At 35.7% G+C, this 13,084-nt stretch carries 12 protein-coding genes and 1 pseudogene; 4 read left to right on the forward strand and 9 right to left on the reverse strand.

Annotation, left to right across the window (positions count from 1 at the left end; translation table 11 throughout):
- Positions 1 to 43: 43 nt before the first annotated feature.
- On the reverse strand, positions 44 to 901 hold the full coding sequence (gene speB / locus QF044_RS13110) for an agmatinase (protein ID WP_307267991.1): 858 nt from the start codon (positions 899 to 901) through the stop codon (positions 44 to 46).
- A gap of 445 nt (positions 902 to 1,346) precedes the next feature.
- Between speB and QF044_RS13115 the strand changes: the two genes are divergently transcribed.
- A complete protein-coding gene (locus tag QF044_RS13115) occupies positions 1,347 to 2,006 on the forward strand; it encodes an HAD family phosphatase (RefSeq protein WP_307267993.1) in 660 nt (219 codons plus the stop codon).
- Positions 2,007 to 2,199: 193 nt separating this feature from the next.
- On the opposite strand, the gene QF044_RS13120 is transcribed toward QF044_RS13115, so the two are convergent.
- The 5 genes from QF044_RS13120 to QF044_RS13140 all read right to left on the reverse strand — a co-directional run bounded on the left by QF044_RS13120 (position 2,200) and on the right by QF044_RS13140 (position 6,626).
- Positions 2,200 to 3,594, reverse strand: coding sequence for an arginine decarboxylase (locus QF044_RS13120; protein ID WP_307267994.1), 1,395 nt, complete (start codon positions 3,592 to 3,594; stop codon positions 2,200 to 2,202).
- A 110-nt stretch (positions 3,595 to 3,704) separates the two neighbouring features.
- Entirely contained in the window at positions 3,705 to 4,580 is an 876-nt protein-coding gene (locus tag QF044_RS13125; protein WP_307267996.1) for a tyrosine-protein phosphatase, read from the reverse strand.
- Positions 4,577 to 5,224 (reverse strand): thiamine diphosphokinase, encoded by a 648-nt coding sequence (locus QF044_RS13130; protein WP_307267999.1) that lies wholly within the window; start codon positions 5,222 to 5,224, stop codon positions 4,577 to 4,579. Before QF044_RS13130 ends, QF044_RS13125 begins: the two co-directional genes overlap by 4 nt.
- Positions 5,214 to 5,783 carry a cob(I)yrinic acid a,c-diamide adenosyltransferase gene (locus QF044_RS13135; RefSeq protein ID WP_307268002.1) on the reverse strand — a complete coding sequence of 190 codons (570 nt, stop codon included), beginning with the start codon at positions 5,781 to 5,783 and terminating at the stop codon, positions 5,214 to 5,216. The genes QF044_RS13130 and QF044_RS13135 overlap by 11 nt, the downstream gene beginning before the upstream one ends.
- Positions 5,784 to 6,041: 258 nt before the next feature.
- The gene (locus tag QF044_RS13140) at positions 6,042 to 6,626 is read right to left on the reverse strand and encodes a hypothetical protein (RefSeq protein WP_307268005.1); all 585 of its coding nucleotides are present in this window, start codon (positions 6,624 to 6,626) and stop codon (positions 6,042 to 6,044) included.
- Positions 6,627 to 6,806: 180 nt separating this feature from the next.
- Here QF044_RS13140 and QF044_RS13145 point away from each other — a divergent pair, with 180 nt between their 5' ends.
- Positions 6,807 to 7,298 carry a DinB family protein gene (locus QF044_RS13145; RefSeq protein WP_307268008.1) on the forward strand — a complete coding sequence of 164 codons (492 nt, stop codon included), beginning with the start codon at positions 6,807 to 6,809 and terminating at the stop codon, positions 7,296 to 7,298.
- 247 nt (positions 7,299 to 7,545) lie between these two features.
- Here QF044_RS13145 and QF044_RS13150 read toward each other — a convergent pair whose 3' ends face one another.
- The 3 genes and pseudogenes from QF044_RS13150 to lptB form a co-directional block, all read right to left on the reverse strand.
- Positions 7,546 to 8,496, reverse strand: coding sequence for a YafY family protein (locus QF044_RS13150; protein ID WP_307268012.1), 951 nt, complete (start codon positions 8,494 to 8,496; stop codon positions 7,546 to 7,548).
- A 196-nt stretch (positions 8,497 to 8,692) separates the two neighbouring features.
- On the reverse strand, positions 8,693 to 10,420 hold the full coding sequence (locus QF044_RS13155; protein ID WP_307272019.1) for an ABC transporter ATP-binding protein: 1,728 nt from the start codon (positions 10,418 to 10,420) through the stop codon (positions 8,693 to 8,695).
- A 515-nt stretch (positions 10,421 to 10,935) separates the two neighbouring features.
- Positions 10,936 to 11,661, reverse strand: a pseudogene (lptB, locus tag QF044_RS13160) (LPS export ABC transporter ATP-binding protein); the annotation flags it as partial.
- 360 nt (positions 11,662 to 12,021) lie between these two features.
- Here lptB and QF044_RS21595 point away from each other — a divergent pair.
- Both QF044_RS21595 and QF044_RS13170 read left to right on the forward strand, forming a co-directional pair.
- The gene (locus QF044_RS21595) at positions 12,022 to 12,201 is read left to right on the forward strand and encodes a TM2 domain-containing protein (protein ID WP_373462684.1); all 180 of its coding nucleotides are present in this window, start codon (positions 12,022 to 12,024) and stop codon (positions 12,199 to 12,201) included.
- Between the two features lie 152 nt (positions 12,202 to 12,353).
- Positions 12,354 to 13,082 carry a hypothetical protein gene (locus QF044_RS13170; protein ID WP_307268014.1) on the forward strand — a complete coding sequence of 243 codons (729 nt, stop codon included), beginning with the start codon at positions 12,354 to 12,356 and terminating at the stop codon, positions 13,080 to 13,082.
- Positions 13,083 to 13,084: the final 2 nt, after the last annotated feature.

The raw sequence follows: 13,084 nt of genomic DNA on the forward strand, positions 1-13,084 counted from the left end.
TCCGAAGAATACAGGGCAGAAAAAATCTGATTCTTGCGGAATTTTAGTTGTTGTTATAAATATGGTTATAAGCAAGCATTTTGTAATATAGCTTAGCTGCTAAGAAAGCAGTTGGCTTAGCCATTGGAGAATCCATTAATTCTACAATATCAAATGCTACTACATTACATTTTTCAAAAACTTTCCTCAGTAATTCAAGAGTCGGATACCACTGAAGTCCACCTGGCTCAGGAGTACCAGTAGATGGAGCAATAGAAGGATCAAAAGCATCAAGGTCAATCGTAATATAGACGTTTCCTGAAACTTTTTCTAAAACATCATTAACCCAGTTGTCGTTATTGGCAATTTCATGGGCAAAAAACACTCTTCCTTCCGGCAGGTATTCAGCTTCTTCAGCATCCATTGAACGGATTCCCACCTGAACCAAGTTATGCTTCTGGTTAGCTTCAAAAACCGCACAGGCATGATTAGATGTAGAACCATGGAATTCCGGGCGTAAGTCTGTGTGAGCATCTAACTGAAGAACGGTAAGATTTTCAAATTTCTCCCCTACCGCACGGATGGAACCGATAGAAACCGAGTGCTCACCTCCGAAAAGGGTAAATACTTTTCCTTCGTTGTTCAAAAGCTCTTTTGTTTTTTGGTAAACAGCTTCTGTCATGGCTTCAGGACTTGAGTTTTCAGAAATTTCTCCTGCCAGAAATACTCCGTCAAGGAAAGGCTCCGTTCCTGTTTCAATATCATAAAGCTCCATGTTTTCAGATGCATCAAGGAATAATTCAGGGCCTTTATCAGCACCTTTTCCCCATGTTGAAGTTCCATCGTAAGGAACGGTTACCAGCATTACTTTAGAGTTTTCTAATGTTGCATTTTCTTCAGGAATTCCTGCGTATGTTCTCATGTTTTATTTAAAAATTTAAAGTGATATAAAGATTGAAATATTCTGAGCAAAGATACAAAGAGTTTGTGAGTTTGAGGGTAATTGAGTTTGAGGGTTTTAGAATTTTCAGGATGCGGGATTCGGGTCAGTGAGTTTGAGAGTAAGAGGGATTTTAGAGTTTCGAATTGATTGTCAACTGCTCATTATTCGTTCGCAGTGATTAAATTAATAGAATTATGGATCTAATGTCTGGAGTCTTATATCTCTATCTCATTTCTTGATTCTTGGTTCTTGATTCTTGATTCTTGATTCTTGGTTCTTACAATTTAAAATTTACCATTCACCTGCGAAACAAATTTACCATTACCAAAAGTCAGTCTCGTATCTGTTATCTAAAATATAAAGTCTACATCCTCCATTCCTTTCCCCTTTCAAAGCAATTCCTTATTTTTGTAAAAAACAAAATATGTCCTTAAAAGCTGTTCTTTTCGATATGGATGGGGTTATTGTAGATACGGAACCACTGCACAGAAAAGCTTATTTTAAAACGTTTGACGAACTGGAAATCAATGTTTCCGAAGAACTTTATACTTCTTTCACAGGAGCTTCCACTAAAAGAGTTTGTGAAACATTAATCCGTCAATATAATTTAAATCATACCCATGAAGCTATTGCCGGTATCAAAAGATCTCATTTCAAAGATTATTTTGACAATGATGAAGAGTTTGATCTCATTCCGGGAGTACGAGAATTAATTAAACATTATCATGAAAACGGAATAAAGCTTATTCTAGCTTCTTCAGCAACGATGACAACCATCAATATGGTTTTTGAAAAGTTCGGACTTGAGCAGTATTTCAACGGAAAGATCAGCGGTGCTGATTTGAAGGAATCCAAACCTCATCCTGAAGTATTTCTATTAGCAGCTGAAATGGCAGGGGAATCTGTTGAAAGCTGCATGGTAATTGAGGATTCTACAAACGGAATTCTTGCTGCGCACAGAGCAAAGATTTTCTGTTCTGCCTACAGAAGTCCGCATTCAAAAAATCAGGATTATACTTTGGCAGATATTGTGGTGTCAGACTATGAAGAGCTGGAACTGGATAAGCTTTCAAAATATTTTTAAAAAGTAAAGCTCTCAAATATTTGAGAGCTTTACTTTTTATATCTTAATCATTCCGAACCAGTGAGATCTTCTGAGTAATTCATAATCCTTAACAACAATCTTAATGGTCAAAATTTAAAGCATTAAGAAAAAAATGAGCTGTTAAGATTATTAAGCAGATTGCATCGTCTCTTCGTTCCTCGCAATGACTATTTTATTTGTAACCCAGGATTTTCAAAATATCTTCAGGCTCCTGTTTCTCACGGAAAATTTCATACTGAAGTTCCCCATTTTCGTCTTTCTGAATCAAAATGTGTCTCGGCTGCGGCATCAGACAGTGGTGAACACCGCCATATCCTCCAATAGTTTCCTGATAGGCACCAGTATGGAAAAATCCGATATACAGAGGTTTTGTATCACTGAAAGTAGGCAGATAAATGGCATTGGTATGCTGTTCAGAATTATAATAATCATCTGAATCACAGGTCAGTCCGCCAAGAAACACTCTTTCGTAAGTATCCTCCCATCTGTTCAGCGGGAGCATAATAAAGTGTCTTGAAATAGCCCAGGTATCAGGAAGCGTGGTCATGAATGAAGAATCAATCATATTCCATTTTTCTCTGTCGTTCTGACGTTTCTGGGAGATGATCTTGTAAAGGTTCGCGCCACTTTCTCCTACGGTAAAACTTCCGAATTCCGTATAGATATTAGGCTCTTCTACTCCTTCTTCTTCACAGAATTTTTTGATCTGAGAAACGATCTCTTCTACCATATACTGATAATCGTATTCAAAGTTTAAAGAAGTTTTGATCGGGAAACCACCACCGATATTCAGTGAATCAACTTCCGGAGCAATCTTCTTCAAACGTGCATAAACACGAAGACATTTGTACAATTCATTCCAGTAATAGGCTGTGTCTTTAATTCCGGTATTAATGAAGAAGTGAAGCATTTTCAGTCTTGCATTCGGATGCTCAGCAATTTTCTGGCTGTAATAAGGAATAATATCTCTATATCCAATCCCCAGTCTTGAGGTATAAAATTCGAATTTCGGTTCTTCTTCCGAAGCAATTCTGATTCCGATATCAAAAGTAGTATCAATACTTTCTGTAAGCTTATCCAGCTCACGGTAATTGTCCAGAATCGGGGTAATATTTTCAAAACCGCTGTTGATCATCTCTGAAATTTTCACCAGATAATCATCCGTTTTGAATCCGTTACAGATCACTTCAATATTTTTATCTACTTTACCTTTCTCATAAAGAGATTTTACAATATCCATATCATAAGCCGAAGACGTTTCTATAGAAATATCATTCTTAAGAGCTTCTTCAAGCACAAAATTGAAATGGCTGGATTTTGTACAGTAGCAGTAGGTATAATTCTTCTTATATTCGGCTTTCTCAAAAGCTTCCCTAAACCAGCTTTTCGCTTTCTGGATGTTTTGAGAAATTCTTGGCAGGTAGCTAATTTTTAGCGGGGTGCCAAATTTTTCAACGACTTCCATTAAAGGAACATCGTGAAATAACAAATTGTTCTCAGAAACATTAAATTCCTCTGTAGGAAAATATAATGTCTGATCAATAAGTTCCGAGTATTTTATTTTCATTTCTTGACAAGTGAATTACGAAATGCAAAATTGCTAAAAAAGTTTGATTTTTAAGCGTTAAATTTATTATAAATTTCAAAATAGGATCCCGTAAAAACCGGAGTGAATTATCAATTTGTAAACTTCTTAATATATTCTTCCCTCTTATCTTCTGAAATTCCCAATACCTGTTGAATATAAGTATCCACTGAACCATATTTATTATTGATTTCGTCAAAAGCGGCATCGAGATATTCAGTTTCTACCCAGCTCAACTTTTCCAAGACTTTAACATCCATTTTAGGATATAAGAAATGCAGATTATTTGCCAGTTTTAGCCTTTTAAAAATCAGTTTTTTTCTGTAATTATTGGATAAAAGATAATCATTATAAATAGTTTCTTTATCAAATTTTAAGATGGTCAAAATAAGAGCCGTAGTAATGCCTGTCCTGTCTTTTCCTGCAGTACAATGATATAGAACGGGTTGTTCAGATTCCAGAATTTCGGTGATTATTTTCCTTATTGTTTCAGGGTTTTCTGTTACATATTCCCTGTAAAAATCCAGCATTCTTTTATCTGCATCAGAACCGTTTACTTTTCCTTTTAAAACAAGCTTTTTGGCTTGGGTTAACTGATCTCCCTTATCTTCAAAAGCGGAATATTTTTTATAAACGATATCAGCGGGAAGCTGGTCTGGCTTGTCGGATATTTCCTTTGCATTTCTAAGATCGATGATTTCTTTTATTCCCAGGCTTTTCAATTCTTTGAACGATTTTTTCTTTAGTTTGTGAAGATGTCCGCTTCTGTAAAATTTCCCTTCTTTTAACGTTTTTCCTTCAGAATTTTTAATATTTCCTACCGTCCTGAAATTGTTTACTTTTTTGATTTCAATAATATTCCCCGTTTTTTCTTTCCCATATTCCGGTTTGGTAAAATGCTGCGTCTTACAGGAAAAAACACAAAATATTGCTAACAGCAGAATTGATATTTTTATAAATTGTTTCAATATACTTTTGGATAATCTATTTCATTAATTCCTACAAAAAACAAGAGATCCCCGGATTCATACTGAATGGAAACCTCATCTTCAACGGCAAAATTCCTGGTTCCGATTCTCGAAGTGATATTTAAACTTCCTTGATCTAATGGCCAGTTAAGTCCCGTTGTGGTTATCTTATCAACTGAAGGAAAAGGATACAATGAGATCATTTTATTTTTAGCTCCTTTCAGTTTAAATCTTTTTGGAACAAAATAATATTCTGAAAATTCATCGTAGAATTTCAAATCTATTTGATCTTTAAAAGCGTAAGCAACCGTCAGATTTCCCAGAAAATGATCCTGTTCTCCGCCACTTCCCCCGAAAACATCAATCTTGGTAAAACCTCTTTCAATAATGATTTCCAATGCTTTGTGAAAATCGGTTTTATCCTGATCAAGAGTTAAAATAAATTTATCCTGGTAAACACTTTCATCCGATCCGGAATGGGAATCAAAATCACCGGAAATAAAGTCTAATTTATCTAAAGGAAATCCGAGATGCTTCAAATAATGAAAAGCACCGTCTGTACAGGCAATCAGGCCATATTGGTCAGGATCCGGAAAGGTTTTTGGATGATCTCCGTTGATGAAAAGTAATACTTTATCTTTCATTCGGATTCCAGTATTCTTCCGGCTCGTTATTGATCTTTGAAATATATCTTGCCAAAACAAAGATATAATCTGAAAGTCTGTTTAAATATTTGATCAGTTCGGGACGTACTTCTTCAGATTCATTTAAGAAAACAAGGGAACGTTCAGCCCTTCTGCAGATGGTTCTGGCTGCGTGTAAAAATGTTGCTGCTTTCCCTCCACCAGGTAGGATAAAATACTGAAGCGGCTCCAGTTGATCTTCAAAAGCATCCATCCACTGCTCCAGTTCTTCAATTTCAGTGTCTGAAATAATCAGAGGAAGCCTAGATTTCCCATTGGCCAGCATTAATTTATCAGCCGGTGTTGCCGCTTCTGATCCAACAGTAAAAAGATCAAACTGAATTTTTTTCAACTGCTTCAAAACCTCTTCATCCTTAATATGGCTTTTAGAAATACCAATGAACGAATTAAGTTCATCTATATTCCCGTAACTTTCCACTCTGGCGCTGGCCTTGGAAACCCTCGTACCACCGTATAATGCGGTCTGTCCTTTATCTCCTGTTTTCGTGTAAATTTTCATAGCACTAAATTACTTTTTTTTGTACAATGTAAAAAGTAAATGTATTAATGCTTTAATGATATAATCCTTCGACTATGTTCAGTATATTTTTTACTACCGTAGATTACACAGATTTGCACAGATTTAAATTCAAGCATTTAGATTTTGGCTAAGCCGGACGGATGGTTAATGTTTTTTTTAAACGGGCTGAAGCCCTTCCTACTGATTTTTTGTTATTATATCAAAAAAAATGGCCGGATAAATCCAGCCACTCACAAATTATTTATTTACCTCTACATATTGTATGACGGTCTGGTTTTTGGGATTATAGATTATTGTACTGTTGTTTGGAAACCTTTTCAGTTTGTAATATTCTATATTCTTATCGTTTTTGATATCTTCCAGAAAGCTGGTATCAAAAGTATTTTCAGGAAGAAATTTTGAAACAAAGCTTATTTTGTCAATAATGCTTTGTCCATCTATCTTACGGGCTGTTTTATCTGATTTATTTTCGTTGGAAGAAGGCTGCTTTTCCAGAAAAGGAAGCAATACGGCAATGTCTGATTTATATTTAAAGATATACCCTTCGGAACCGTTTGGAAACTTAAATTTCTTTCCCGTGTCTTCTGAAACTACAGGTTTCCCGGCATCAGGAAATACCTGATTAAATTTGACATCCTGAGAATTGGTTAAGGAGTTGATGGATTCACTGACTGTTTTCTTTACTGTTTCTTCTACGGCCTGCTGAGCTTTCTGTTGTACCGTTTCTGTAGTTTTCTGAACAGTCTGGTCTATTTTCTCTTCAATTTTATTACATGAAACTAATAAAAGAGCAGTAATAACCGGCAAAATATACTTCTTCATTTCGAGATTTTAATAGGGTTGCATTTTTTTAATTCATGCAATTTACATCTAAACGGAGAATAGGTCTATATATTTTAATAAAGAAAAAATATTTTCGACATTAAAAATACTGCTGACAAACTGTTGTCATAACCCAGTCTTACCTTTGTATCAACAATAACAAACTAAAACAATACAATTATGACAACTACTGCAACAGCCACAAAACAATTCATGACTTCTGACCAATTATTAGAGCATTGGCAAGGGCACAGAAACTTGACAAGAAGGGTGATCGAAGCTTTTCCGGAAAAGGAATTATTTGAATTTTCCGTAGGAGGCATGAGACCTTTCGCCAAACTGGCATTAGAACTGATCAGCATTGGAGGACCAGCTTTAAAAGGAATTGTTGACAAAAACATGGAAGCCTACAATGAAGAAGGATTCAGCCCAAAAACGAAAGAAGACATCTTAAAAAAATGGGACGAAGAAACTGAGGTAATCAATAATTACTTTAACCAGATCACAGAAGAACGTCTACAGGAAACTTTCAATTTATTCGGACAGTATGAATTTCCGGTGTATCAGAACATTCTTTATTTTGTAGATAATGAAATTCACCACAGAGGACAGGGATATGTTTACCTGAGAGCATTAGGAATTGAACCTCCTTTTTTTTGGGAGAGATTTTAGGTTCACTGATGCCTTTATGGAAACTTAAAATCATGATCCAGTTCAGGAAAAAAGATGGAATTAAAAAAGGGCAAAGGGAGCTTATCTGCAAATAATTACTTGTGATATTTCTCAATAAGAAACATTAAATTCAATTTTAGACACTACTCATATCATCATTCACAAAAAATTAACTTTGCCTTTTAATTATAAAAACCGTCTTCATCAATGATGAAGACGGTTTTTATTTTTTCAGCAGATCAATCTTTTATATTTTTTTTGAAATATCCTTAATTAATTCTTTAAGACTTTCTTTTAAAGATTCCGGTTCTAAAATTTCGGCATAATCGGCAAAAGTGATTACCCATCTTGGAAAGCCATCTTTGATCCAATCTGTTTCAAAGATCATTTCGTAACCATCTTCTCTTTCAATCTCTTCAACCAGGCCGTAATATTTTTTTGAATTAACGAGATGATTGATGATTTTCTTTTCAACCAAAAGCCTCACTTTTGTTTTATTTCCGTTTGAATTCTTCCTGTAATCATTGATCTGGCCGTATTCCTGTAAAAACGGAGTCTGGGTTTTTAAAATCTGGAGAATCCTGTCTACCCGAAACTGCCTGAAATCATTTCTCATAGTACAGAAGGCCATGAGATACCAATAATTAAATTCAAAGAAAACGCCAACCACTTCAATGATGCGGGTAGAAATTTGAGCATCAACAGTTTTATACTCAATATTTAACTGTTTCTTTTCTGCAATACTTTCAAGAATAATAGGAATGATATTTTGGATATGATCTTCAGTCTTGGGGTGATAATTGAAAACATCGATCTGTTTTTCAATATTCTGAATCAGGCTTTTATCTGAGTGCCGAAGCACCGACCGGACTTTTTCCATCGCCGTCTGATAATGATTTCCGAGGCTTTGGTGGGAAAATTTTTGCATCAGCTTTTCGGCAGTAATAAAACTCAGAACTTCTTCTTTTGTAAACATGACAGGCGGAAGTTTATAGCCGTCCATCAGGGAATATCCGTTTCCTGCCTCTCCTATAATGGGAATCCCTGCATTTTCCAGTGTTTTAACATCCCGGTAGATGGTGCGGATGCTGACATCAAATTTTGCAGCAAGATCCTGTGCTCTTACAGTCGGTTTTGACTGTAATTGTGTGAGAATAGCCGTTACTCTGTCGAGTTTTTTAAGATAGTGGTCGTTCATATTGGTATGGCAAATCTATCAATCTTTTTTGGTCTACAGAATATAATTATGATTTAAAAATAAGTATGATTTTCTGAATTAATTACAAGTGATTAAACATCTTCTCTCACAAATTGATGGGATCCAGCAGATTCATAATGCATAAAAAAATCTGTGAAATCATTGGCATCCGCAAGAAATAAAAATATACTTCAGATCAATTATCTTTAAAAGAATTGACCAGCTTATCCAGGTTCAAGCTTCTGGCCGAGGCATCAAAAATTTCCCGGTACGTGCCATTCATCTGAACTAAATCATCATGGGTTCCGCTTTCCACTACTCTTCCTTTTTTCATAACATAAATGGTATCAGAATCTAAGATCTGTGAAAGTGAATGGGAAATAATAACAACGGTACGGCCTTCTTTGATGGCATCAAGGGAATTTTTAATCTGTTCTGTAGCAATAGCATCCAGGCTGGCAGTTGGTTCATCAAGAAAAATGATGGGTGGGTTTTTCAAGAATAGTCTGGCAATAGCAATTCTCTGCTGCTGTCCACCAGAAAGCTGCGTAGCATCATGCTGATAGCCATCCGGAAGGTCCAGAATCTGATCATGCAGATAAGCTTTTCTTGAAGCCTCCTGAATTTCCTCAAAACTCGCATTCATGTCACCATAACGGATATTGTCTTCAATACTACCCTGGAAAATATGGTTTTTCTGCAGTACGAGGCCGAGATCATTTCTCAAAGACGTATTGTCAAAATCATTTAAATTTACGCCGTCCAGCAGAATTTCTCCTGAATCGGGAAGGTAAAATTTACACAAAAGATTAATTACTGTAGATTTTCCGGCACCACTTAAACCTACGAGCGCCGTTGTTTTTCCGTTTTCAATTTTCATGGAAACATCATGCAGGGCTTTTGTTCCGTTAGGATAACTGAAATTGACATTTTTCAATTCAAAATTGCCTTTGATCTTTTCTTCTACATAAGTTCCATTCTGTTCTATTTCATCATCAGCGTTCAATATCTCAAAATAACCTTCAGCATAGATCATGGCATCGTTCATATCATCATAAATCCTGTGCAGCTGACGGATAGGCGCTGAAATATTATTGAAGAGCATGATATGAAGCATAATGGCCCCGATCGTCATTTGCTGATCCAATACGAGATAAACTGTCAAAAGAATAATTAAAACTACTCCAAACTGCTCGATAAAAGTTTTTAAACCATCATAAATAAAGTTGGTTTTTCTTGTGAACATCTGGCTTTCCATCAGTTCCATCTGAAGATCATATTGTTTTTTTCCTTCAAATTTTTCACGCACAAAACTCTTGATGACCATAATAGAATTGATCAGGTTCAATAGTCCTGAAGTTTTTCTTTCTCTTTGATTTCTAAGCTGGCGGCGTACTCCACCCAATTTCTTCGCCTGAAGGGAGCTTATGTAAAAATAGATCGGAACAATAATCGTAGAAACCATGCCCACATATACATTCTGCATATACATAATGATCAGTGCTATAATAGCATTGGAAAAAAGAGGCAGAATATCAATAAAAAAATTTTGCACAAGCTTTGTAAGACTTTCAATACCACGGTCTATCCTGATCTGCAGCTTTCCGGACTCATGATTTTCATCATTAAAATAAGCTACTTTGTACAACAGAATTTTGTCAATAGCCGACTGTGCCAAAACAGAACTTACATTGATCCTGATTTTTTCACCATAAAATTTCTGTCCGAAATTAATGAAAATATTGAGTAATTCCTTTCCAAGTAAAATAATGGAAATAACAATCAGAATATGAATTCCTGCAGACATCGGATGCGGAAGATGGGTTAATTCAGTTACCTCATCCACCGTATATTTAAGGACAATAGGATTGACCTGTGCGGCAAGTGCGCCTAAAAAAGTTAGAAATAATGTTCCGTAAATCATCAAACGGTAAGGTCTGATAAATGGAACCAGCTGTTTATAGATACCAAATAAGGTGACTGTTCTGTTAAAAGGTTTTGCCATAGGAATTATTTTAACTAAAAAACGTACCGTTTCTGAGAGAAAAGGTACGTTTTATTATATTTTCCAGCAAATGATGTGCTTTTTTCAACACATCGGTTTTATCCTTCGTAAAAATAGCTCGTAAGGTAATGCAGCTCTGGTCTGCTGACAGCTTTAGATTCATCCTGCGCCTGTTCCAGAGAATATAATGAAGTCAGTTCTTTTCTTTGGAAGATGAAAGAATTATTGGCATTCTTATCTACAACTTCACTGAAAATATGTTCAATTTCGGAATTGGCGAGCGAGGCAAAGCTGATGTCTTCAAAACCATACATCAATCTCAGATCATCAAACTGTCCAAAGTTTTCATCTACAAATCCCTGAAGCTGCGATTTTGAATCAAAATTACCTGCCCAGATGTTATAAATATATTTTTTCTTTTTCGGTTTGTCCAAAATACTCTGATATACAAAGTTTTCACCAAGATAAGCTTCTCTTACCTGAGGATCATTGGCAAGATCTTCGGGAAGCCCTTCTTTCAGGATATTTCCTTCAAACATAATGTATGTTTTATTGGTGATGGCTAAGGTCTGCTGTACGTTGTGGTCGGTAATCAGGATACCAATATTTTTGTCTACCAGGCTTCTTACAATCTTCTGGATATCTTCTACTGCAATGGGGTCTACCCCTGCAAAAGGCTCATCAAGAAGAATAAAGTTCGGGCTTGTAGCAAGACATCGTGCAATTTCTGTTCTACGTCTCTCCCCTCCGGAAAGAAGGTCTCCACGGTTTTTACGTACATGCTGCAGGGAAAACTCCTCAATCAGCTCATCACATTTTATTTGCTGTTCACGTTTTGAAAGTTTGGTAAGCTGCAGAACCCCCATGATATTTTCTTCTACAGAAAGTTTTCTGAAGATGGAAGCTTCCTGGGCAAGGTACCCGATTCCCTTCTGAGCCCGTCGGTACATCGCATCGGTAGTGATTTCCTGTTTATCGAGGAAAATCCTTCCTGATGTAGGCTTAACCAATCCTACAATCATATAAAACGAAGTGGTCTTTCCTGCCCCGTTGGGACCAAGCAAACCAACAATTTCTCCTTGTTCCACCTGTACAGAAACGCCTTTTACTACTTTTTTAGGACCGTATTCTTTGATTAAGTTTTCTCCTCGTAAAATCATAGGAGCAAAGATAAAGTTTTTTTGAATTCAAATTTTAGATTAAAAAGCAAGTGTAATAGTTTTATGAAATTTAATTTTCTGTTGATGTGATCCAGTTCGAAATGATATTTTTTCAGTAAAACATCCAAAACAAATAACGAATATTTTACTGGTATTTTTTATTTTTCAAACTAATATTTTGTAACTCCTTAGTATTTTATTCGACGTATTGAAAAGTTATTTTAATCATCACAAAGAAATTAAAAATGGAAAATTACGGTTACAAAAACAGAAGGTACATCCAACCCACAGCAGAATAACATTCCTTACCGTTCGGAAAAGAAAATTCCGGCAGCTATATTAGGTATTCTTGTAGGCTGGCTGGCCTTAAATAAGTTCTATCTGGGTTATACGAAAGAAGGCATTATCCAGCTTATTCTTAATATAGTCACTTTAGGGGCAGCTTCTTTTATTCCTTTTATTGAGGGAATTTTATATCTCTTCATGAGTGACAAGCAGTTTGATGACACGTATGTATACGGGAAAAAAGGCTGGTTTTAAAATAGAACTGTTTAGAACATCAAGGTGAGGAAGAATTATTAATTTAATTTTTAAGTCTGAATTTAGAGTTCTTCTTAGAATAATCTTATGGTTTAAATTATTCTTCATTTTATTTCCATAATTTTAAAAACGAAACCAAGAACTAAATTAATATGGAAAATAATCAGGACCTGACCAATCTTCTTGCATTGGATCTGGGAATCAATATTGTTGACAGAAGGCCATATGCCAAGGAAGTTTTCAAGTGGCAGGATATGGATCTTCTTCCCCATTCGTCCGCAGACACTTTGTTGTGTGAGATTTTTGAGTGGAACGGAAGAAACTGGAGAACTACGGAAAACAACCTCATTGGATTTCTTTTTTCCGGAGATGCTTTAAATACTGTAAAAGAGCAGCTGATCAACACACCAAAGCATCCGGCTCTGATCCCGGATTTCGAGTTTACAAAAGACAGTATGATCGAATACGGCCTGTCTCTTCCTTCATTGTTCAATATTGGAGTAAACGGTAATATCAAGAATGTGAAAAGTTTTTCGGTACGGGTCAACGGTGTCACAAAATCCAGAGTTACCAATATTGATTCTCCTGGAATTGAGATTCTTAAAAATTATTCTTTATTCACACAGGATAAATCCAAAACCTACCGGAAGAATATTAAGTTCAATTACCTGAGTACTTCCCTATTTTACGCTGAAAGTGTAGAGATCTTTCTGGAAAAGGAGTCTGGTGTAGGACTGGACGTAAGTTTCCAGACTCAAAATGTAGAAGTGGATGCTAAAATAGACACGGATACAAAGAAACATTTTGTTTTGAAATATTCAGGAAATCAGGCACCTTTTGCTGCAAAATTTACAAAGGGAAAAGATTTCAATATCATGTGATA

It is taken from the genome of Chryseobacterium sp. W4I1, assembly GCF_030816115.1.
GTDB lineage: Bacteria > Bacteroidota > Bacteroidia > Flavobacteriales > Weeksellaceae > Chryseobacterium.

Bases quoted from the DNA above. Each gene is read 5' to 3' on its own strand.
- QF044_RS13120 (WP_307267994.1), bottom strand. From the start codon at position 3,594: ATGAAAATAAAATACTCGGAACTTATTGATCAGACATTATATTTTCCT.
- QF044_RS13115 (WP_307267993.1), top strand. From the start codon at position 1,347: ATGTCCTTAAAAGCTGTTCTTTTCGATATGGATGGGGTTATTGTAGAT.
- QF044_RS13140 (WP_307268005.1), bottom strand. From the start codon at position 6,626: ATGAAGAAGTATATTTTGCCGGTTATTACTGCTCTTTTATTAGTTTCA.
- speB (WP_307267991.1), bottom strand. From the start codon at position 901: ATGAGAACATACGCAGGAATTCCTGAAGAAAATGCAACATTAGAAAAC.
- QF044_RS13170 (WP_307268014.1), top strand. From the start codon at position 12,354: ATGGAAAATAATCAGGACCTGACCAATCTTCTTGCATTGGATCTGGGA.
- QF044_RS13150 (WP_307268012.1), bottom strand. From the start codon at position 8,496: ATGAACGACCACTATCTTAAAAAACTCGACAGAGTAACGGCTATTCTC.
- QF044_RS13155 (WP_307272019.1), bottom strand. From the start codon at position 10,420: ATGATTTACGGAACATTATTTCTAACTTTTTTAGGCGCACTTGCCGCA.
- QF044_RS13135 (WP_307268002.1), bottom strand. From the start codon at position 5,783: ATGAAAATTTACACGAAAACAGGAGATAAAGGACAGACCGCATTATAC.
- QF044_RS13145 (WP_307268008.1), top strand. From the start codon at position 6,807: ATGACAACTACTGCAACAGCCACAAAACAATTCATGACTTCTGACCAA.
- QF044_RS13130 (WP_307267999.1), bottom strand. From the start codon at position 5,224: ATGAAAGATAAAGTATTACTTTTCATCAACGGAGATCATCCAAAAACC.